Origin of the sequence: Allobaculum sp., from assembly GCF_047010065.1 — a bacterium.
Taxonomy (GTDB): Bacteria; Bacillota_I; Bacilli_A; order Erysipelotrichales; family Erysipelotrichaceae; genus Allobaculum; species Allobaculum fili.
The window spans coordinates 1-19,519 of record NZ_JBKXLD010000018.1 but is presented as its reverse complement, the minus strand read 5'-3'; the positions used below and the strand labels follow the sequence as shown (position 1 = coordinate 19,519).

30 protein-coding genes and 1 tRNA gene are annotated in these 19,519 nt (G+C 49.3%); 27 read left to right on the top strand and 4 right to left on the bottom strand.

Annotated elements, in window-relative coordinates:
* Positions 1-196 precede the first annotated feature (196 nt).
* The 4 genes from ACLUYS_RS03000 to trxB all read left to right on the top strand — a co-directional run bounded on the left by ACLUYS_RS03000 (position 197) and on the right by trxB (position 3,915).
* Complete coding sequence (locus ACLUYS_RS03000) at positions 197-661, top strand: zinc ribbon domain-containing protein (protein ID WP_288875840.1); 465 nt, start codon at positions 197-199, stop codon at positions 659-661.
* Positions 662-1,072: 411 nt separating this feature from the next.
* A complete protein-coding gene (gene hprK, locus ACLUYS_RS02995; protein WP_230266936.1) occupies positions 1,073-2,059 on the top strand; it encodes an HPr(Ser) kinase/phosphatase in 987 nt (328 codons plus the stop codon).
* Between the two features lie 231 nt (positions 2,060-2,290).
* Positions 2,291-3,025, top strand: a complete 735-nt coding sequence (locus tag ACLUYS_RS02990; protein WP_412659026.1) for an HAD family hydrolase — start codon at positions 2,291-2,293, stop codon at positions 3,023-3,025.
* Positions 3,001-3,915 (top strand): thioredoxin-disulfide reductase, encoded by a 915-nt coding sequence (gene trxB / locus ACLUYS_RS02985; protein ID WP_230266934.1) that lies wholly within the window; start codon positions 3,001-3,003, stop codon positions 3,913-3,915. The genes ACLUYS_RS02990 and trxB overlap by 25 nt, the downstream gene beginning before the upstream one ends.
* A 153-nt stretch (positions 3,916-4,068) precedes the next feature.
* Here trxB and ACLUYS_RS02980 read toward each other — a convergent pair whose 3' ends face one another.
* Positions 4,069-5,562 carry a polysaccharide deacetylase family protein gene (locus ACLUYS_RS02980; protein ID WP_412659024.1) on the bottom strand — a complete coding sequence of 498 codons (1,494 nt, stop codon included), beginning with the start codon at positions 5,560-5,562 and terminating at the stop codon, positions 4,069-4,071.
* A 624-nt stretch (positions 5,563-6,186) separates the two neighbouring features.
* Here ACLUYS_RS02980 and ACLUYS_RS02975 point away from each other — a divergent pair.
* On the top strand, positions 6,187-7,422 hold the full coding sequence (locus tag ACLUYS_RS02975; RefSeq protein ID WP_230266932.1) for a phosphoribosylglycinamide synthetase C domain-containing protein: 1,236 nt from the start codon (positions 6,187-6,189) through the stop codon (positions 7,420-7,422).
* A gap of 312 nt (positions 7,423-7,734) precedes the next feature.
* Positions 7,735-7,818, top strand: a tRNA-Leu gene (locus tag ACLUYS_RS02970).
* A 74-nt stretch (positions 7,819-7,892) separates the two neighbouring features.
* On the opposite strand, the gene ACLUYS_RS02965 is transcribed toward ACLUYS_RS02970, so the two are convergent.
* Complete coding sequence (locus ACLUYS_RS02965) at positions 7,893-8,975, bottom strand: tyrosine-type recombinase/integrase (protein WP_412659022.1); 1,083 nt, start codon at positions 8,973-8,975, stop codon at positions 7,893-7,895.
* Positions 8,976-9,056: 81 nt separating this feature from the next.
* Positions 9,057-9,788 (bottom strand): S24 family peptidase, encoded by a 732-nt coding sequence (locus tag ACLUYS_RS02960; protein WP_412659021.1) that lies wholly within the window; start codon positions 9,786-9,788, stop codon positions 9,057-9,059.
* A 157-nt stretch (positions 9,789-9,945) separates the two neighbouring features.
* On the opposite strand from ACLUYS_RS02960, the gene ACLUYS_RS02955 reads away from it, so the two are divergent.
* From ACLUYS_RS02955 to ACLUYS_RS02865, 19 genes are all read left to right on the top strand, one after another.
* On the top strand, positions 9,946-10,140 hold the full coding sequence (locus ACLUYS_RS02955; protein WP_412659019.1) for a helix-turn-helix domain-containing protein: 195 nt from the start codon (positions 9,946-9,948) through the stop codon (positions 10,138-10,140).
* 12 nt (positions 10,141-10,152) lie between these two features.
* Positions 10,153-10,365, top strand: coding sequence for a hypothetical protein (locus ACLUYS_RS02950; protein WP_412659018.1), 213 nt, complete (start codon positions 10,153-10,155; stop codon positions 10,363-10,365).
* Positions 10,366-10,378: 13 nt separating this feature from the next.
* On the top strand, positions 10,379-11,179 hold the full coding sequence (locus tag ACLUYS_RS02945) for a phage antirepressor KilAC domain-containing protein (protein WP_412659016.1): 801 nt from the start codon (positions 10,379-10,381) through the stop codon (positions 11,177-11,179).
* Positions 11,176-11,421: a hypothetical protein gene (locus tag ACLUYS_RS02940; RefSeq protein WP_412659014.1), complete on the top strand. Its 246-nt coding sequence runs from the start codon at positions 11,176-11,178 to the stop codon at positions 11,419-11,421. Before ACLUYS_RS02945 ends, ACLUYS_RS02940 begins: the two co-directional genes overlap by 4 nt.
* A gap of 97 nt (positions 11,422-11,518) precedes the next feature.
* Positions 11,519-12,478, top strand: a complete 960-nt coding sequence (locus ACLUYS_RS02935) for a YqaJ viral recombinase family protein (RefSeq protein ID WP_412659012.1) — start codon at positions 11,519-11,521, stop codon at positions 12,476-12,478.
* Positions 12,475-13,476 carry a recombinase RecT gene (locus ACLUYS_RS02930; RefSeq protein ID WP_412659010.1) on the top strand — a complete coding sequence of 334 codons (1,002 nt, stop codon included), beginning with the start codon at positions 12,475-12,477 and terminating at the stop codon, positions 13,474-13,476. The genes ACLUYS_RS02935 and ACLUYS_RS02930 overlap by 4 nt, the downstream gene beginning before the upstream one ends.
* 8 nt (positions 13,477-13,484) lie before the next feature.
* Positions 13,485-13,709: a PC4/YdbC family ssDNA-binding protein gene (locus ACLUYS_RS02925; RefSeq protein WP_412659008.1), complete on the top strand. Its 225-nt coding sequence runs from the start codon at positions 13,485-13,487 to the stop codon at positions 13,707-13,709.
* Between the two features lie 2 nt (positions 13,710-13,711).
* Positions 13,712-14,533, top strand: coding sequence for a hypothetical protein (locus ACLUYS_RS02920; protein WP_412659007.1), 822 nt, complete (start codon positions 13,712-13,714; stop codon positions 14,531-14,533).
* Positions 14,533-14,793, top strand: a complete 261-nt coding sequence (locus ACLUYS_RS02915; protein WP_412659005.1) for a hypothetical protein — start codon at positions 14,533-14,535, stop codon at positions 14,791-14,793. The genes ACLUYS_RS02920 and ACLUYS_RS02915 overlap by 1 nt, the downstream gene beginning before the upstream one ends.
* Positions 14,790-15,215, top strand: a complete 426-nt coding sequence (locus tag ACLUYS_RS02910) for a single-stranded DNA-binding protein (RefSeq protein ID WP_412659003.1) — start codon at positions 14,790-14,792, stop codon at positions 15,213-15,215. Before ACLUYS_RS02915 ends, ACLUYS_RS02910 begins: the two co-directional genes overlap by 4 nt.
* Positions 15,215-15,637, top strand: coding sequence for a RusA family crossover junction endodeoxyribonuclease (locus ACLUYS_RS02905; protein WP_412659001.1), 423 nt, complete (start codon positions 15,215-15,217; stop codon positions 15,635-15,637). The genes ACLUYS_RS02910 and ACLUYS_RS02905 overlap by 1 nt, the downstream gene beginning before the upstream one ends.
* Positions 15,634-15,810 carry a hypothetical protein gene (locus ACLUYS_RS02900; RefSeq protein WP_412658999.1) on the top strand — a complete coding sequence of 59 codons (177 nt, stop codon included), beginning with the start codon at positions 15,634-15,636 and terminating at the stop codon, positions 15,808-15,810. Before ACLUYS_RS02905 ends, ACLUYS_RS02900 begins: the two co-directional genes overlap by 4 nt.
* Positions 15,803-16,111: a DUF3310 domain-containing protein gene (locus tag ACLUYS_RS02895; RefSeq protein WP_412658997.1), complete on the top strand. Its 309-nt coding sequence runs from the start codon at positions 15,803-15,805 to the stop codon at positions 16,109-16,111. The genes ACLUYS_RS02900 and ACLUYS_RS02895 overlap by 8 nt, the downstream gene beginning before the upstream one ends.
* Positions 16,108-16,287 carry a hypothetical protein gene (locus tag ACLUYS_RS02890; RefSeq protein ID WP_412658995.1) on the top strand — a complete coding sequence of 60 codons (180 nt, stop codon included), beginning with the start codon at positions 16,108-16,110 and terminating at the stop codon, positions 16,285-16,287. The genes ACLUYS_RS02895 and ACLUYS_RS02890 overlap by 4 nt, the downstream gene beginning before the upstream one ends.
* The gene (locus ACLUYS_RS02885) at positions 16,274-16,438 is read left to right on the top strand and encodes a hypothetical protein (protein ID WP_412658994.1); all 165 of its coding nucleotides are present in this window, start codon (positions 16,274-16,276) and stop codon (positions 16,436-16,438) included. Before ACLUYS_RS02890 ends, ACLUYS_RS02885 begins: the two co-directional genes overlap by 14 nt.
* Positions 16,428-16,661 carry a hypothetical protein gene (locus tag ACLUYS_RS02880; protein ID WP_412658992.1) on the top strand — a complete coding sequence of 78 codons (234 nt, stop codon included), beginning with the start codon at positions 16,428-16,430 and terminating at the stop codon, positions 16,659-16,661. Before ACLUYS_RS02885 ends, ACLUYS_RS02880 begins: the two co-directional genes overlap by 11 nt.
* A 2-nt stretch (positions 16,662-16,663) precedes the next feature.
* Positions 16,664-16,825 carry a hypothetical protein gene (locus ACLUYS_RS02875; protein ID WP_412658990.1) on the top strand — a complete coding sequence of 54 codons (162 nt, stop codon included), beginning with the start codon at positions 16,664-16,666 and terminating at the stop codon, positions 16,823-16,825.
* Positions 16,822-17,331 carry a hypothetical protein gene (locus tag ACLUYS_RS02870; RefSeq protein ID WP_412658989.1) on the top strand — a complete coding sequence of 170 codons (510 nt, stop codon included), beginning with the start codon at positions 16,822-16,824 and terminating at the stop codon, positions 17,329-17,331. Before ACLUYS_RS02875 ends, ACLUYS_RS02870 begins: the two co-directional genes overlap by 4 nt.
* A gap of 15 nt (positions 17,332-17,346) precedes the next feature.
* On the top strand, positions 17,347-17,799 hold the full coding sequence (locus ACLUYS_RS02865) for a hypothetical protein (protein WP_412658988.1): 453 nt from the start codon (positions 17,347-17,349) through the stop codon (positions 17,797-17,799).
* Positions 17,800-18,139: 340 nt separating this feature from the next.
* Here the strand turns inward: ACLUYS_RS02865 and ACLUYS_RS02860 are convergent, their stop codons facing one another.
* A complete protein-coding gene (locus ACLUYS_RS02860) occupies positions 18,140-18,835 on the bottom strand; it encodes a DUF4145 domain-containing protein (protein ID WP_412658987.1) in 696 nt (231 codons plus the stop codon).
* A 61-nt stretch (positions 18,836-18,896) separates the two neighbouring features.
* On the opposite strand from ACLUYS_RS02860, the gene ACLUYS_RS02855 reads away from it, so the two are divergent.
* Both ACLUYS_RS02855 and ACLUYS_RS02850 read left to right on the top strand, forming a co-directional pair.
* Complete coding sequence (locus tag ACLUYS_RS02855; protein WP_412658985.1) at positions 18,897-19,316, top strand: terminase small subunit; 420 nt, start codon at positions 18,897-18,899, stop codon at positions 19,314-19,316.
* A partial coding sequence (locus ACLUYS_RS02850; RefSeq protein ID WP_412658984.1) for a phage terminase large subunit occupies positions 19,306-19,519 on the top strand: 214 nt, incomplete at its 3' end. The genes ACLUYS_RS02855 and ACLUYS_RS02850, both read left to right, overlap by 11 nt.

Sequence of the window (19,519 nt, the reverse complement as noted above, 5' to 3'; positions counted from 1 at the left end):
CCGAAGAGCTTAAATACCGAAAAACGAAAAATCCAAAATAGCAGAAGAAATTCGAATCCAGAGCAGCAGCTTAAGGAAAAAGTTCCTCGAGCTGCTGCTTTTTTCTGCCTTTCAACGAGGAAGAAAAGGCAACGGACGGTTGCTTGAGCCTCATACGGGCTTCCCGCATACTGAATGCAGGAAAAGAGGTACGCAAATGAGTACAGGAACGATTCTCAAACAGCTTCGAGATGCATCGATGATGACGCAGGCCCAGCTGGCGGACAAAGTTCACGTCACCCGTCAGGCGGTATCCCGATGGGAAAATGACGAAACTATACCGGGAGCGGATTTGCTGGTGAAGCTGTCCGAAGTGTTTGGCGTATCGATCGACGCTTTACTGGAGTCACCGGTGATTCGCTATTGCGAATGCTGCGGAATGCCTCTTGAGCCGTCGATCATGGGGAAAAATAAGGAAGGAGAAATCGATCCCGGCTACTGCAAGTGGTGTCTGGAAGACGGATCCTTTGTGTATACCGAACCGGATCAGATGCTGGATTTTCTCGTCGCTTCGATGCCGCAGAATGGCCTGAGCGAAAAAGAATGCCGGGCGTTTTACGCATCACATCTCAAAAAGCTTCCGTACTGGAAGGGAAAAATGACTTCCGATTCCAACGAATAAGAAAAGCTGCTTTACACCCATTCCAGCCAATACTTCACTGCGAATTCACCGCCAATTCACTGCATCAGGCCGGATTCGGGCCGCTGTTTAAACAGTCAGGTCAGAATCCGGCATTTTCCTGTGTGCTGGCTTTCCTCGTTTCCCGGGGATACATGTAAACTGAGAGACTGTACGTCTTGCACAAGGTCGAAAAATCGTCTGGAAGAAACATTCGGGCATTTTGAATCCGTTTGACATTTCGAACTGTCTAATGTTAAGGAAATACAGCGGGAACACAGAAATTTGTGATGGGATACTCTATGCCGGTCATTTCTGTACGCAGAAAAACCGCTGGATAAGATATGATAAAGCTCTGAACAGCGGCCGCAAAAAACTGCGAAATCCGCAGAGCAGGGAAAGGGGGCAGAACACATGGCGAAAGCAACAGTCCGGGATCTGGTTGTGAAATTTCACTGGAACCAGGTGGCCGGCACCAGCAAAGCCCTCAAGCGCCCGATCACCCTGCCGGATATTAACCGTCCGGGTCTTGAACTCGCCGGCTACCTGTCCCATTCGCAGACGAAGCGTCTGATCGTGATCGGCGGTAAAGAATACCGCTACATTACCGAACAGATGGACGAAATCCAGCAGCGCCGTGTTTTTGAATTCGTGACGCATGCGGATACCCCCTGCATTCTTCTGACCGGCGGCCACGTCTGCCCGCCGATTCTCAAGGAGATTTCCGATCGGAAGGACTTTCCTGTCTTTGAAACGAAGACAAAAACGAGCCAGGTCGTCGTCAATGTCACCAACTATCTCGACGAACTGCTCGCCCCGGCGACACTGCTGCACGGCGAACTCGTCCGCATTTACGGCGTAGGCGTTCTGATTACCGGAACCAGCGGCTCCGGCAAAAGTGAAATCGTACTGGACCTCGTCAAGCGGGGCCATCAGCTGGTTGCCGATGACCGGGTGGATCTGTATCGAATTCACAACACGCTCGTCGGCAAAACCGCTCAGGTCATTTCCGGATTCATGGAACTGCGCGGCGTCGGCATTATCGATATCAAGCGCCTGTACGGCATTACCTCGGTTGCCAATTCCGCGGAAATCAGTTTTGAAATTCGTCTCGAAACGTATAATCCGAGCGTGGCGTATGACCGTGTCGGTCTGGGAGACAAGCAGTATTCCAACTACCTTGGCATCCCGGTTTTGAAAATGGTCATCCCGGTTACGTACGGCCGGCCGATGGCGACCGTTATTGAAACGGCGGTAACCAACTATCTGCTTCAGCAGGACGGCTTCGATTCCGCAGAAGTTTTCGAAGAGCTGGTTCTCGAAGAAATTGAAAAGAACCGCAGTGAAGAAGAGGAAGAAGTCAAAGCCGCAGCCATGCAAAACGCAGAGCCGCTCAATTAAGATGGCCAAAGCGTAAAAAACGGCGTGAATCACAGACACTGCCGAAAGAATGAACGAATACAAAAATCAGACATCGAAAAACAGAGCGCTCCCGGCGCTCTGTTTCCATATGTACGCGATATGCACGTGATGGAATGAACCCGATGTACGCAAAATAGACCGGGGATACCCGAAGTACCCCGAAACGAAAACGACGAGAATGCCGCAAGGCATTTTTTAAGGAGAGCGAACATGGAAAAATTGCCAAATTCCAATGCAGGACAGACCCCATCCTCAAAACATACTGTCGATCCGCAAAAGCCGCTGGTGCTGTTTGACCTGGACGGCACGCTGATCGATTCGCAGAATCTTGTGTTCGAGACGTTCCGGCAGGTGTTTGCCCAGAAGCTTCCCGATTACCAGCTGAGCCCCGAAGAGCTGTATTCCTTTTTCGGCCCAACGCTCGAAACGACCTTTCTTCGCTATTTTCCGCCGGAAGAAGTGGAAGACGTGATCGACCTCTATCAGAAAATTAACAAGGATCTGCATTACATGCTGCTGGGTGAAATGCCGCATGCGCTCGAAACCGTTCAGAAGCTGTATGACGAAGGGTATGCGATGGGAATCCTTTCCAACAAGCGGCGCGAACCGGTTTTGCTGGGGATGGAAATCTGTCATCTGCGTCCATATTTTGAGGCGGTATTCGCGAAGGAAGATCAGCCGGCCTGCAAGCCGGATCCGGCAGGACTGCTGCATGCGGCGAAAGTCATGGGCTATCCAAAGGAAAAAGCGGTCTACGTCGGAGACAACGCCGCAGACATTCAGGCGGCACACAGAGCCGGTTTTGTATCCATCGGCTATACTTTAGATACAGTACAAAGAACAGCACTCGAAAAGGAAGGTCCGGATTATCTGATCGATGATCTTCGCCAGCTTCCTTTTCTTCTCAAGGAGGAATCAAAATGGAACAAGAATATGATCTTGTGATTATCGGCGCCGGCCCAGCTGGAATGACCGCCGCACTGTATGCTTCCCGTGCCGGACTGACGACAGTCATGATTGACGGTACGGCTCCAGGCGGAAAACTTCTCAAAACGTACCAGGTCGATAACTATCCTGGCGTACCTTCCGTTTCCGGACCGGATCTGGCCATGCAGATGTATCAGCAGTCCATCGAGTTCGGCGCCCAGTACATGTTTGGCGAAGTTGAATCCGTATCCGCCGGTCATCAGGTCATCCTGAAAGACGGCACCATCATCAATGCGAAAGCCGTTATTGTCGCCACGGGTGCGGCAGAACGTCATCTCGATATCCCTGGCGAACAGGAAGCCATCGGTCACGGCGAAAGCTTCTGCGCCGTATGCGACGGCGCCTTCTTCCGTGAAAAGGAAGTCGTTGTCATCGGCGGCGGCAACTCCGCTCTGGAAGAAGCGCAGTTCCTGGCGCGTTTCGCGTCTTCGGTAACGATTGTCATCCGCCGCGATGAATTCCGTGCAGCAACCAAAGTGCAGCAGGACATCGCCGCAAACGACAAGATTCGCGTAATCCGTCATCACATCCCGGTTTCCATTCAGATGGAAGACGGCAAAGTCAGCGGACTTACCCTCAAAAACCTCGAAGACGGCCTCGAAGTACATCTGAAATGTCAGGGCATCTTCCCTTACATCGGTCACATTCCGGAAACCAGCTTTGTGAAGGATCTTGGCGTACTCGATGAGCGCGGCTATCTGGTCGTTGACCGCCGCATGAGAACCGCCGTTCCTGGAATTTTCGGATGCGGCGACTGCATCGACAAGGAACTTCGTCAGATCGTTACCGCCTGCGGAGACGGTGCTATCGCAGCGGAAGAAGCCTTCCACTACGTCACCGGAATCTAGGATCATTCATCGATTTCGGCAGACGAAAATTCATACAGAAATTCAGAGTCAGAAACAGAAAAAGGCGATACGCGCGCAGAATCACGAGCGTATCGCCTTTTGTCTATGGTCTTCGCTCTGCGAAAAATCACAGAGCAGCTCAGAAAATTCGTATCAGTTCATGACAACCTGATGCGGAAGGATCGTCGTTTCATCAATGACTTCAAAAGAATAGCCGTTGTCCCGATAGTTCTGAATGATCGCATCGAGCGCCTGGGCAGTCGTGGACTGGTCGGGCGAGTCGTGGAAGCGGACGACCAGCTGATAGGCTGTCATATGCTGGAGACAGGTGTTGATCAGCGTATTTGGATCGATGTTCACGTCATACCAGTCGTTGGAATCCGCGTTCCAGTCGCAGTACATGTAGCCTTTCTGGCTGACGGCACGAACGAGATCGGACATGATTCCCGTGCCGGGAACGACCGTGTTGCCGGATCCTTCCGGGAAGCGGATCAGTTTGACATCCTGACCGGTTTCTTCACGGACCAGACTGGAAATTTTGTCCAGATCCTTGAAATACGCGTCTTCGGATTTGTAGATGGCCGAAGGATTGTTGGAATAGGACATCAGGCCCAGCGAATGGCCCGCATCCGCAATTTTGCGGATCTTATCGGCGGATTCTGGATGCTCCGCCGTAACAAAGAAGGTCGCTTTGACGTTATTGCGTTCCAGAGCGTCCAGAATGGCGTCGGTCTGGCTGGACGGACCTTCTTCGAAGGTCAGATACACCAGTTTCTTTCCGTAGTTTGGATTTTCCTTTACGGTAACCGTCTGCGAATACGTCTGTTCGTTGCCGGAATGGTCAATGAGACGAATGGTAACCGGATAGGAACCCGGGGCTTCCGTATTCAGCGCCGAAGTATCGATGTGTACGGAAGGCTTTTCGTCATAGTCATCCGTAATGATCAGCTGTTCGGCGGGATACGGTTTTCCCTGGAGCAGCTCAATGCTTTCGGTGAAGTTTTCAATGACCGGAGGATGGGTATCGTTGACGCGGGTCAGCTTGACGGTCTTGCTGGTTTCGTTTTCGTAGTCATCCCGGGCTGTAATGGTGATTTCATAGGACCCTTCGCGGCGCTTGGGGTCATCGCCGGTCATTTTCAGGGAATAGTTGGACGGATCGGAACACGATGTCACGAACATGCGCGGCGTCAGATTCTCATTGGTCGTAATGGTCAGATCGTGGACTTCGAGCTCGGGGTCTTTCGTATCCTTTACTTCAACGAGAAACGGATATTCTTTTCCTTTATACACATAGGCGGCATCGTAAGTGCCGATTTTATCTTTATCTACTGAGCCTTTAAATGTGACTTTGTCTTCGGAATCCAGGAAGACCGATTTCAGGTTTCCTTTGGAGTTAAACGACTCGGTATATTCAGCCACATAGACTTCGGAAGCCAGGCTGATCGGGTTCAGCGCCTTGAAAAGCAGATAGAAACCCGCAACGGCGGCGGCAATCAGCGCAATCAGAAGCAGAATCCGATTTCTACGCCGGTTTCTGTTCCGGTTTGCCGGCCGGGATTGTTTTCTGGAAGCTTTTTTCGAAGCCTTCTTCTGGGCAGCCGGCTCCTGTAAAGAAGGGCTGGATTTGGACGGTTCAGAATTCACAGGTTCTCCTTTCTGGCAGCGCAGATTTTGCGGAAAGGTTTGCGGTCTGCCTGCTTTTTTAAACGGCCGGCGATCGTTTTTCAAAGTGAAGGAAACGCATCGTCCGGACAGGAAAAGGTATATATCAATGTAACAGAATTCTGAGCCGCGCACGCTCTTTTCTGACAAAATGACAGAACTGAACGTTTTCCCCGTGTACGTTCAGGGGGTGCGATCGGAATCGATTCAGGCGTTCGGCAGGACAAAACAGGCGGTTTGAAAACGGATGCACTAAAAATCACAAAGATTATGACGATCTGTCGTACAATCTTAAGGCTGTTTAAAGTTCGTCTTCTTCGGATACCCGAAGAAAAGACTTTATGAACCGGCCTTTTTTGAAAAGTAAGAAAAGCTGGATGAAAGTATACGGATAAGATGAAACGTGAGCGTAGGAAAGAATAGACAAAAAAGGACGGCGCATACTGTGGACAGATTGCCCTTCCTAAAATTCCTTTGCATCAGTTAAAAATATCTTTCCTCAAATATGACAAACTGAACAGGAGTTAGCAGGATCTGCGGTCAGGGAAAATGCACATGGTAATATGAATTGCAGAAATGGCAAACCTGAACAGAGGAGATTGGTGTATGAAAATAATTGTTATTGGTGAAAATGCGAAAGAACAAGCTCTGGGTTCGCTTCTGGAATGCCGCGGCAGTAATGAAGTACTCGTCGTCCCCGGAAATCCGGGAACGGTTCAGTTTGAGCAGTCGGTAGAAGAGCTCCCGGATAACTATAATCCTGAAGACATTTTTGGAACGCTGGTGGAGTTTGAACCAGATCTGGTCATTCTCTGTGATGAGGATCTCATCCGCAAGGGATGGGGAGACAGTCTCTCCAGCCGTGGATGGAATGTTCTGGCCCCGGATATCAAAGCCTGTCATATGATTGATGACAAGCCGCTCTGGGCCAAGATTATGCAGGAAAACGATATTCCGGTAGCGGATTTCCGCATGCTGAATACGATTGAAGAAGCACGAAAGTTTGTGGAAGAATTTCCATGCCCGTTCGTACTGAAGGAAGTGGAAGGCGAAAAACGGTTCGCCATTCCGTATAACGAAGACGAAGCGCTGGATCTGCTGGAAGAATGGTTTGGAAATGGACGTACCCGCGTCATGGTTTCTGAATTTAAAGAAGGCCGCCGCTTTAATCTGCCGGTTATGGTTTATAAGGCCCGTGTGGTTCCGCTTCTTCCTTATATTGTGATGCGCGGTATTTATGAACATGAAGACGATCCGCAGGCCAAAGGAATGGGCGCGGTATGCAGCGCCAGAGGTCCGATCAGTCATGAACACGCCCAGGAAGCCGTTGAGCGAATTATGGTTCCGTTCTTCAAGGTGATCCAGAAACGTGGCGTGGACTACAACGGTCTTCTGACCGGTGAATTTGTGCTGACCGATCACGGTCTGGTCTGCGTAAACATGAAACCGGGTCTTTCAGAAACCGGTGCGGTTTCCTATCTGCAGCTTCTGCGCAGCGATCTGGCCAAAGCCTGGTTCGATCTGCAGGAAGGCAAACCGGTAAATCTCGAATGGCGGCCGAAAGTAGCAGTTTCCGTTGTTCTGGCCGGCAAGGACTATCCGCAGACCGATTCCCACGATGCGCCGATTGTGATGGATGAAGACTTTGAAGGCATCATCAACTACAACCACGCAAAAGTCGGAGAAAACGGCCGGATCCTTACGGACGGCGGACGCGTACTTATTCTTACCCGCGTAGACGAAACGCTTGCCGGAGCCTGTGCAAAAGTACAGGAATCCGCAGACGCCATTCACTGCTCCGATCTGATTCATCGTTCCGACATTGGACAGGATCTCGACTAGCTGGATTCCGTTGCAAAAGAAAAGACGAATCTTCGAAATCCCTGAATAAATAAAAGAGACGGCATCGACCTTTTCGTCGATCTATGCCGTCTCTTTTCTGTTATCCGCTCTTGGCCAAAGGAAAAAGCAAAAGAAAAATCCAGATCCAGACGTCCACATAGAGGCACAAGCCCGTTTTCTCGTTCCGTTCAGGGAACAGAACAAGTGAACCGGGCATTTTGTTTAGAAAATCTTTAGAATTTAAATGTACTTTGGTCTTCCAGTTCTGATTTCGCATGCTATAATATCAAAGCGTTGAAACAAAGCGCATATGCGGACGTGGTGAAATGGCAGACACGCTGTCTTCAGGCGGCAGTGGGGCAACCCGTGTGCGTTCGACTCGCATCGTCCGCACCACTAGTAAATTAACCCGATAGGTAAAGCCTTTCGGGTCTTTTTTTATGCCCAATGTGCGATTTATGTGCGATTTTTTATTGCTTATGTGCGATGGCTTTCAGAATTTCTGTGTCATCATTATTCAAAAGATGGCCATAGATATCACTAGTCATCGATACCGATGCATGTCCAAGCCGCTTCGAAATCATGAAAAGTGGAACGCCTGCAGCAATCAGATTTGAAGCGTGAGCATGTCGGAAACTATGGATTTTGCAACGGGGAAGAGCGGCATCGTCACAAGCCTGATTCTTTACCCGCTCGGAGGTAGTGTACGAGACAGGCCGAACTCCACCGAAGATAAACCAATCTTGAGAGAAACGAGGCAGGTCGCAATATTCCCGCCTTTGGTCATCGATAACAGCAATCAGATCCGCATCAAGAGAAATTGTCCTGGCGGATCCGATTGTTTTCAGAGTGGACCACCGTTTTTCCCGGGTGTTCCACTGCCTGTGGATTCGGAGCTTTGTTCCAGACAAATCTGCAAAGGTAAGTGAGATTGCTTCGTTAAATCGCAATCCTGTCCAATACAGAAGGAAAAAAAGGTTGCGATAAACTTTGCGGTCTGGCGGAATCGCTTCAAGAAATGAATTGAACTGATCGGGGGAGAAAATGGTTGGATCAGTCAGGCGTTCCAATGTTGTCTTCTGAAACCGTGGAATCTTAGTCATCGGATTAGATGGCAGATCGTAATACGTCATCGCATAATCGAATGTGGCTTTCAAATAGCCGTGCAGTTTGTTCTTCCTGCTGGTAGAAAGTTCAAGGAAATTTTCATGCTCAAAGATTTTTTTGATTGTCAGCGGGGTGATTTCGTAAATATTCAAATCCTCCAGATCGGAGAAATAGAACTCAAAAACTCTGTGTTTCTCTTTAGTTGTTTCAGCAACGTTTCGGCTTTTTGTGAACTCTACCCACTCTTCATAAACGGAGCGCATTGAACGTCTGGATCGGGTCTCTTTCTTGGGATCACCCTGAAATTCTTTCAGATCCTTTTCAGCTTCTGCCTTGGATGCGAACCATTTCGAGGACTTTCGCTTCTTCTTTCCTGCCGGATCTGTATAGTAAGACTGCCAGCGATATCGCCAGCGGCCTTTGTGTTTCTCTCTGAGAATTGCCATAATATCTATGTCCTTTCTATCACTGGGAAGGCTGATTTTACCCTGGGAGCTGCCACTTCCAGGGCGTTTTATTGCCTGCAGCTAAACTTCTGCTTTTCCAATCACTTTTCCAAGAGTGTATGCGGAAGAAAATTCATTCAGCTGTACATCGTCATAGTCGGGATTGATCGAATGAAGATATCCCGGCTTTTTTTGTTTGATATAGGAATCGCCGTCTACGCAGAAGATGCCGATTTCTCCATCGTCTACAGCGTCTTGTTTTTTTACAAGGACCAAATCGCCGTCGTAATACTTCGGTTCCATTGAGCGGCCATCTACCCGAACAACGTAATCTGACTGTTCGGATTCTGGAGTTTCCTTTATACGGATCATTTGGAAGCTGTCATCGTCTAAATAATTGCCTGTTCCTGCGGATGATGCAATGAAGTGGTAAGGCCGATGGATGTAAGAGGCAATAGGAATCGCTTCACATTTCTCGATCTGACTATCAATGAATCCGTTAACCAGATCAGTCACGATTTGGCGTTCCCAATCCTTTAACTGATCGATTTTTCTGATTAAAACTTCGCTTTCCGGGCTAAGCGGTGAGGTCCCATCTGTGTCAATTTGATATGCGGTTTCCAGAATTTTTCTGTAATCGAGTTTATACAGCTTAAACAGCTCAATAAGTTTATCTATCTCAGGCTCTGAAACGCCGTTCTCGTAGCCAGATAAGGTTGTTTGCTTGATACCAACCTTTTTAGCTGCCTGAGTCTGGGTAAGACCGCATGCTTTTCTTCCAGCCTTTAAGCAGGAAATAAGGTAACTGTTCATATCAACCTTCCTTTCTATCTCGAATTATATCGAGAAACTCGCTAAAAAAATAGCGGGAATTACAATACTAATTGTTGTAATAACGATAAACGCGGTATATATTAAAGATGCAACGAGAAACACGTTAATAACGATTGCTAGGAAGGAAGATTTGCAAATGTTTTATTCCAATGAGCTCAAAGACTTCATCGAAAGCAAGGGATTGAAACAGCGCTATATCTCGGAGCAGGCAGAAATCGATGAGACAAGGCTATCACGGATCCTTGCCGGTAAATCGAAGTGCACCGCAGAAGAGTACTTTCGGATTTGCAGAGTTTTGAAGGTCCCGTATGAGCGCTTCTGCCATGACTAGGAGGAGCTTCTAATGACTCCACGTGAAAGGCTGGCGATTCTCGAGATGCCTTATCTTCGCCCCTGCGATATCTGCCGGGTTATCGAGAAGCCGAGAGCGACGGTATACAAAATCCTGAAGCGCTCAGAAATCAAAAAGTACCCGTCCCTTGGCTACCTGACGGACGACATCATCAAGGCTTTTCAGCTCCAGGGCGCAATCAAGCGCTGGCGAGCCAATGCATAGGAAGGAGAAAAACATGAACGAAATTCAGAACTTCGTCTTTGACGGATCGCAGATCCGAACGCTGACGATCGACGATGAACCGTACTTCGTCGGTAAAGACGTGGCGGTGGTACTTGGGTACAGAGACACCGCTGACGCTCTTAAAAAACATGTCGACGATGAAGACAAGCTGACCCGGCAATTCGCCGACTCAGGTCAGAGACGAGAAATGAAGGTCATCAACGAGTCAGGACTGTACAGCCTGATCCTTGGATCGAAGCTGCCAGACGCAAAGCGATTCAAACGCTGGGTGACATCGGAGGTCCTGCCGCAGATCCGCAAGCACGGAGCATACGCGACTGATGCCACAATCGACCGGATCCTGGGTGATCCGGACTTCGGGATCCGCCTTCTGCAGGATCTCAAGGCAGAGCGGGAAGCCAGGAAGGCACTTGAGGTGCAGAACGCAGTTCAGACACAGCAGATTGCAGAGCTTCAGCCCAAAGCAAGCTACTACGACGTCGTTCTGAACTGTAAAGATCTGCTGAGCGTCAGCAAGATCGCAAAAGACTTTGGAAAATCCGGCAGATGGTTGAATGACTTCCTGCACGAAAAGGGGATCCAGTTCAAGCAGGGCAGCGTTTGGCTGCTCTATCAGAAGTACGCAGCAGAAGGGTACACACAGACAAAGACGGATCCATATACAGGATCTGACGGAATGATCCATTCAAAAGTACGGACTTGCTGGACGCAGAAAGGTCGTCTGTTCATTTACGACCTGCTCAAATCGAATGGCATCCTGCCAACGATTGAAAGAGAGGATGTTGGATCATGAACTATTCGCATCTCCAGCGCGGCGCCAACAGGAAAAAAGCACTGACCAGAGCCGCCCACTTCCTGGGCGCTATATTCGCCCTGTCAGCACTGGCCATGGCCGGCCTGATCGACGGCGAGTGGATCACTGGCGAGCCATGCAATATCTGGCTTTTCATGGCTACGTTCGCGATTGCCGTATCCAGCTACATCGGATCGATGGCGCTCAGTGACATGACGGAAAAGACCGGTGGTGACCGATGAAAAAAAGCTCTTCTGACGGCAATCAGAAGAGCCAAGGCCGCTCGGCAAAGCGGCATTCCAATTAAAAAATCATTCAAATTTTAACAGAAAGGAATTCATGAAACCAATTAAACACAGACTCTCAGACAGTCATGACGAATGGCTGCGACAGCGAAACAAAGGCATTGGTGGCAGCGACGCGGGAGCTGCAATGGGCCTGAACAAATGGGAAAGCCCATTTACCTTGTGGGCAGAAAAGACTGGCCTTCTGGAACCAGACAATCGAGATTCAGAGAGCATGCGGCAGGGCAGAGACTTTGAAGGTTACGTCGCAAAACGGTTCTGCGAAGAGACAGGAAAGCGGGTTCGGAGATCGGGCTACAGTTTTCAGTCAGAAGAACATCCCTGGATGCTGGCGAATATTGACAGGAAGGTAGTTGGTGAAAATGCCGGACTGGAATGCAAGACGGCAAACATCTTCGCTGATGACTCCTATATGAAGGGCGATATCCCGATGCATTACTACTGCCAGTGCCTCCACTACATGGCTGTATGTGGCTTTGACCGCATGTATCTGGCAACACTTATTTTCGGTAGAAACTTCCATGTCTTTACGATCGATCGGTCAGATCCAGGTGTCGAAGATGATATTCAAGCGCTGATTGAGTCGGAAAAAGCCTTCTGGGAGCTTGTAGAGTCGAAAACTCCGCCGGAAGTTGATGGATCAGACTCCACCCAAGACACTTTGAAACAGCTCAACCCTGCCGACTCTTCTACTCCGGTTGTAGACCTGCAAGGTTTCGAGAGCCTGCTCGATGAGCGGAGTGAGCTTAAAGCGTCAATCGATGAAATGAAGGACCGTGTGAGCACGATTGAAAACCTAATCCGGGCGGACCTTGGGTCCAGTGAAACGGGCAGATCCGAAAGTTACAACGTCACGTGGAAAGCCGCTACGCGAACAATGTTCGATTCCAAAGCGCTCAAGAAAGATCATCCTAACCTCTATGACCAGTACAGCAGCCAGGCTGAAAACAGAACCCTGAGAATCACCAAGAAAAAGGAGAAAAAATCGAAATGACAACCCCTAGAAATATTGGCGCCCTCTCTAAATCTGCAGGGGCAACCTCAACTACACATGCAAAGCCTAAAACATTTGCCCAGTATGTGAAAGCACCAGGCGTCCTGAACAGCATTGAACAGACTCTTGGCAGTGCTGCCAAACGCGAAACATTTGTATCGTCCCTGATCTCGGCAGTATCTACAAATCCGAGTTTAAAAGACTGTGAGCCGAACTCGATCATCAGCTCGGCTCTTCTCGGCGACTCTCTTAAGCTGCCGCCTTCACCCCAGCTTGGATACTTCTATATGGTTCCATACAAAGTCAAAGCGAAGAAGGCGGATGACGGAAGCTGGATTCCAGAGCATAAGGAAGCACAGTTTCAGCTCGGCTATAAAGGATACATTCAGCTTGCCCAGCGGTCAGGTTTTTTCAGACGCATTAATGTCACCAGCGTAAAAGAAGGCGAGTTAATCTCGTGGGACCCGTTTGACGAAGAGCTCCACTATAAGCTCATTCCGGACCGATCACAGGCAAAAACTGTTGGCTACTACGCCTTCTTTGAGCTCACCAATGGGTTCCGTAAGGCGATCTACATGACCTATGAAGAAATGCTGAACCATGCTGATAAGTACTCTAAAGCCTTCAGCAAGGAGGCGTTCAAAAAGGTTCAGAATAATGAAATCCCTCAGGAAGATATGTGGCGTTTCTCATCATTCTGGTACAAAGACTTCGACACTATGGCCTATAAAACCATGCTCCGCCAGCTGATCAGCAAGTGGGCGCCGATGTCTGTAGATATGCAGAAAGGGATCGAAAAAGACGTAGCTGGGTCCGAAGTCGTTGAGGCTGACTACACAGAAATCATTGATTTCAACCAGGCACAGCCAGAGCCAGAGCCTGCACAGATTGAGCACGATGAAGTGGGAAACTTTGATACACAGCAGATCCTCAATGCGGAGGGAAAAGCAAAAGAACCAGAGCCGCTGAAGATTAATGCCGACGGCGAAGTTCTTTGAGGTGAACCATGACGATCAATTTTGACATTGAGTCCCACGTTGGAAAGATCAGCTGTAACGATGAGTACTCAAAGCAGGTGAATATCGGCAGCTGGAATGGCCGCAAGTCAGTAATTGACATTCGCCAGTGGCGAGGCGATAAGCCGCTCAAAGGGATCACGGTGACGAAGGAAGAAGCCGCAATCCTGATCGAGCTGCTGCAAGAGGCAATGGCGGCCGAAGAGCTGCAGTAGATATGGATAGAGGATGGGTGAAGTCGTATCGGAAAATCGAAGACTGGGAATGGTACAAGAAGCCGCTTACTGCCCATCTCTTCCAGCATTTGATACGACGGGCAAACCACACAGCAAAAAAGTGGCAGGGGTTCTTTATCCCTGCCGGCTGTCTGGTTACCTCTATACCTCATTTGGCAGAGCAAACAGGGCTATCAGAACGGCAAGTAAGAACTGCACTTGGGCATTTGTACAGCACTGGAGACGTTGAAAAAGTGACCGACAAAGTGACAGACGTAAAAAAGGCGAATTTTACCGTACTTAAGGTAAATAATTACTCGATTTATCAAGACAGCGACCGACCTTTTGACCGACCGATGACCGACCAGCGACCGACCGATGACCGACCGATGACAGCAAACAAGAATGAAAGAATTAAAGAAAGAGAGAATTACTTACTAACTAACTGCGAAACTGCTCCGGTTTCCCACGAAAAAAAGAAGATGATCGCCACATCGTTTCCGGAATCATCCGACAATGTCCGGCAGCTGCTGGAGCAGCTGTATGACCGATTTGAGCAGCCGCCAACAGCATCGACGCTCAAGTCCTGGCGTGAAGCGCTGGACAAGTGCCAGAGCGATAAAGAGCGAATCAGAATGATCCAGTACAGCTTGGGCGGCAACAAACACAAGAAGGTATACAAACGCCTGTATCCAGATCGGGGCCTGGTGGGAGATCGCAAAGGCACGCCAGACTGGTACGACAAGATACCGGCAGAGCCATCAACGCCTGAAAGCCTTGAAGAAGCGCGCAGGCTTAGAGAAGAGATCTTAGGAGGAAAATGATGCTTCAGTTGAACAATGGATTTCTGATTGACGCAGATCGAACCGGATATTCACTGCACCAGGTGCGAAAGATTGAAACTCCGGACTATATCAAAGCTTCCGACGTGACAATCGGATACTTTGGATCGCTCAGTGATGCACTGGATGGGTACGTGAAGGCGGCAGTTCGCCAGCACGTGAGAGATACAACGACTGACCTCACGCAGGTCAGGGAGCTTCTGAAAGATCTCCATGAGGAGATCTCAAAGGTGAACGCATGAATCGCGTTGTCCTGATCGGGAGGCTTACAAAAGATCCCGAACTTCGACAGTCACAGGGTGGGAAGAGCATCTGCTCTTTCACCCTTGCTGTCGATCGAAGGACAAAGAGTGAAGGCCAACCATCCGCGGATTTTATCCGCTGCAAGGCTTTCGGGAAGACAGCCGATAATCTGGCCAAATACATGAGCAAAGGCTCACTGATTGCGATTGGTGGATCGATCCAGACAGGAAGCTACACCAATCAGCAAGGTCAGAAAATTTACACAACAGATGTGCTGGCTCAGGAAATCGTATTCCTGGAGTCGAAGAAAGCATCCGGATCTGTGCAGCAACAGCCTTCATTTGGATACCAGCAGTCAGACTCGCAGTACGGATTTGGAGATCCTGCTCCTAAGTTTGACGAAGGAGATTTCCCGTTCTGATGAAAAGCATAAACATCTGGATTCCCGGACAGCCGGCCAGGGTAACACACCAGAGCGGGACACGCTACTCAAACCGGAGGACTTACAAAACAAAAAGTCTGATCGAGTGGGAGAGACGGCTTCGCGAAGGGCTTGAAAGTCACAGACCAAAAAAGCCGATCAGCGGACCGATCAGGCTGCAGGTGACATGGGGATTCAAGGCAAGACTGAAGAAAGACCTGTTCACCTACAAGCTCACCAGACCGGATACAGACAACATGCAGAAAACGCTCAAGGATGTCATGACGCTCATGGGCTACTGGGATGACGACTCGCAGGTCGTCTATGAGATCTGCAAAAAGATGTGGGTCGATGAACCAGGCATCGTTATCCGGATCGAAGAGCTCGCAGGACGATGCGAGGGCTGGAGAATCGAAGAATGATCTACGAAGGAACGTCTATGAGCGGCAAGACCGTCAGAGGCGAGGAGCTGACGGTGGATCTCAGCGGTACATGGATCACGCATCGGGAATCGCACGGATACAGATCGACGAAGATCGATCCGAACACGCTTGACGTGATTGAAGACGACTTGGAGGAAGAAGGAAATGATTGAAGGATGCCCTAAAGGAAGAGATAGCTACTCTGACGAGGCGTGCGCGGAACTCAGTGACTGCGACGTCAAAGACGAAGGCGAGCTGGTTGAAGACGAGAATGAAAAGAAAAGGCCGGGTCCGGACTACTACCGCAGCCTGGATCCTGAGCCCATCGACGTGATCAAAGGATGGAAGCTGGACTTTTGCCTCGGTAACGTCATCAAGTACGTAGCACGTGCCGGGCACAAACCCGGCGAGAGCAGAGACAAAGACCTGCATAAGGCTATGAATTATTTGCGCATGGAGCTGGAGGACGAATGACAAACGAAGAAAAGATTTGGCTGGCCAGACATATCGAGTCTGGTGAACTTGAAGATGGCACGCCCTGGATCGCTATTCCGAATCGGCCAGACGGGCACAAATGGACAGCTGACGAAATTGCAGATGCGCTGGAGTATCGCGGAGATCTCGAGGAGAAGAATCATGACAGTCTATGAGATGGCAATAGAGATCGGTCTGAATCTGGCAACGGCTGCCTTTCGTGCCAAGTACTACAAAGATCAGACTGAACTCAAAGACGAAGTAGAGGACACGGTCACAGATCTCGCCTGCCTTCTCTCGCAGATGGAAGACGAAGATGAAGCGTAAGCGCCGGCGAAGCGAGGAGGTCGCAAAGGGTTACCTGCTTGGGGTAGCTCATGCGATCATCCTTCTGCATAAAGCCGGCTGGGGACAAAAGAAAAGACTGCCCGAATTTGCCGAGGCGATGGTCGATATGTTCGACCAGTGGCAGAACGGACAGCATGGATACAAAGAGATGATCGATCAGCTCGAGGAACTTACCGGGCTGAAAATCGAAGAGAGGGAATAACTATGACAATCGAAACGTATGGAGATCGATTCGTAGTGATCGATGATGAAGAAATTGCAGGCGTCTTCAAAACGAAAATGGCGGCGTTGGATGCGGCGCATCGTTGGAACCGGAAGATCTGGAACTGGACGAGCCTTCTCGACCAGGAGGCGGATGAGAGATGAACGCTACTAAAAATACCGACAGGGTAGTCGTAAAGCGGCTTGCGTACAGAGACTGGGTAGTACTTCTGGATGATACGGTTGTTTCTCGCGTGACATCTGGGGAACTCGCTTATGCCGCCGCAACCGACATGCTTGATGAAAAAAAAGGAGGATCGCGTCCGCGCCCTGTCCGCTGTGTCGAAACGGGGACCGAGTTTGATTCTATTTCGATCGCCATGGACGAAATGGGGATTTCTGATCTTTTTTCGGCTCTGACCAACGGAGGAACAGCCGGAGGCCTTCACTGGGAGTACGTCAATCCAGAGGATAAGATCCAAAGACTGTCGAGGCGCTCACCGCGACCGCGCGTGAAAGTCAAAGTCAAGTGCGTCGAGACTGGAGAAGTTTTCAAGTCTCTTAGAGAGGGATCCGCGAAAACAGGAGCTAGTCGCAGTTCGCTGTGCAGAGCTTCGCTTCCTGAAAACTCGCATCTCACGGCAGGCGGATATCATTGGACTCGCGTCTGAGAGGAGGCAACAGCATTGAACGCATACGAAGTACGATCGGTAAAACGGCGACTTGAATCCTACTCTGATCTGCTGGCTATGGCCCGCGAAAAGGACCGCGAAGCACTAATGCTTCAGGCCAAGTACGAAGATCTGGCGACTCCTGGAGGCATCCGCTACGACAGAGAGCCGGGCGGATCCGGATCAGGGAAAACGAAAGAGTCGATCTATCTGGAGATCTTCTCGGACCAGCTTGAGGCAGAGCGCAAAGCGGCGCAGTATCGCTTTGAGGCTGAGCAGATCCGCCGGTTCATTGAACGGATCGAGGATGAAGCAAAAGAAGTACTCATCCGCGCGTATATCCATGGTGAGCGGTATTGGAAGATTGGTGAAAGTCTTGGATACTCGAAGACGGGCATTAGAAACAAAATCGATCGATGCCTTGAACGGATTCCACCTTCTATAGCCGAGGCAAGCGGATTGCTCTAAAGTGGGCACAGTGCCCATGAATATCAGTGCTAAAATGATAGTGTCGAAAGTCGTCCAGAAGTGGGCGGCTTTTCTTTTGCCCTTTGAAACGTGTACCCGGATCGTCTAATCCCTTTCTAATTCTCTACAGGCCCGAAGCGCCTGCTAAACACTCATAACCATTCTGATGAGATCGGGTACACCTTTGAGAGGGCAATGAAAAGGACGGCATATAGCCGCCGGAGGTTAAATATGACAGAGTTAGAGAAAGCTGATATTCTCACGAAACTTCGAGAATGCAAAGATATTGAGTTTTTAAAAATGATTCAGTCCTATATCAACAAACGAATAGATTTTGAAGCTACCCTTTCTTCTGCTCTAAAAGCTCAAGAGCTTGACTTGCGGTAAGTTCTAAATCGATATACTTTGCTGTAGCCAGAACAAAACGTTTCAGGTCTTCAAGATCGTATTCTTCATGCTGTCGAACTGTATGAGTTTGGTCGTTACCGAGCCAGGTGGCTGCTTTAGCAAGCTGCAAGATAGATGGATGTTGAATGTAGTCATTGATGGTCTGCATTAAAGACTGACGGTTGATTTTATCAGTTTCTCCCGGAGCGTTATACTTAGCAAAATCCTTAACTAGGTGTTCAAGAGCCTTTCGATAGGTTGGGCCGGCGGCACGCTTTAATCCGCTTTTTTCTGCTTCTGTCGCTTCTCGATATGTTTCGCAAAATTCACGAGATGTTTCTTGAAGAATGTAACTGAATTGAGTTTGTGATTCAGATTCTTCGTGTATTCTCGTCAATTTGTGAGAATTTCTTTGATAAGTTTCCCGATTAAAATCGGCTACGAAAAACTGGTGGCAGTGGTTGCAATAAAAAAGACAGGTTGACTGATCTGAATTATCTGGGGATTGATATGCCCCGCCGATAGAAAAAGATCCATAGACGTGGCAATTCGGGCAGCGATCAGGCATATCGTATCGCTGATCAGAATAGCCTCCGTCCCATCTTTGTGTTTCTGAAGACTGTTCATATAGCATTGTTGAAATTTTCATTGTCTGTTACCTCTGTCTCTATTGTACCGAGAGGCTTTTGATTAGGAAGGAGGCCTGAGCTATGACGGAAAAACAAAAACTGTTCTGTGAGGAATACCTGGCAAACGGCCTGAACGCCACTCAGGCTTACCTGAAGGTTTACAAGAACGTGAAGAACAAGGCTTCAGCTGCCGAAATGGCTTCAAGGCTGTTGAGAAATGTCAAGGTCCGTGAATTTTTGGACGTTGCCCTGGCTAAGATCCACGATGAAAACACGATGGATGCCAAGGAGGTCATGGAGCGTCTGACGGCGATCGGGCGCGAAGAAACAACGGATCAGCTGCTGACGATGGATGGCGATGTTAAAGAGGTCAAATCCAAAACGCAGGATCGGATCCGGGCGCTTGAACTGATCGGCAAAGCCTACGGCATGTTCAAGGACAAAGTCGAAATGGAAGTCGCTACGCCTGTCTTTGCAGGAGAAAGCGATCTTGAAGACTGAGAAGATCTACCTGCCGGACATTGTCGGAAAAGGCTATAAGACGTTCTGGAATTTCAAAGGTCGCTACCGGGTTGTCAAAGGCAGCCGAGCGTCCAAGAAGTCCAAGACGACGGCGCTCTGGTTCATCTACAACCTGATGAAGCACCCGGGATCCAACCTGCTGGTTGTCCGCAAGACGTACAGAACGCTCAAAGACAGCTGTT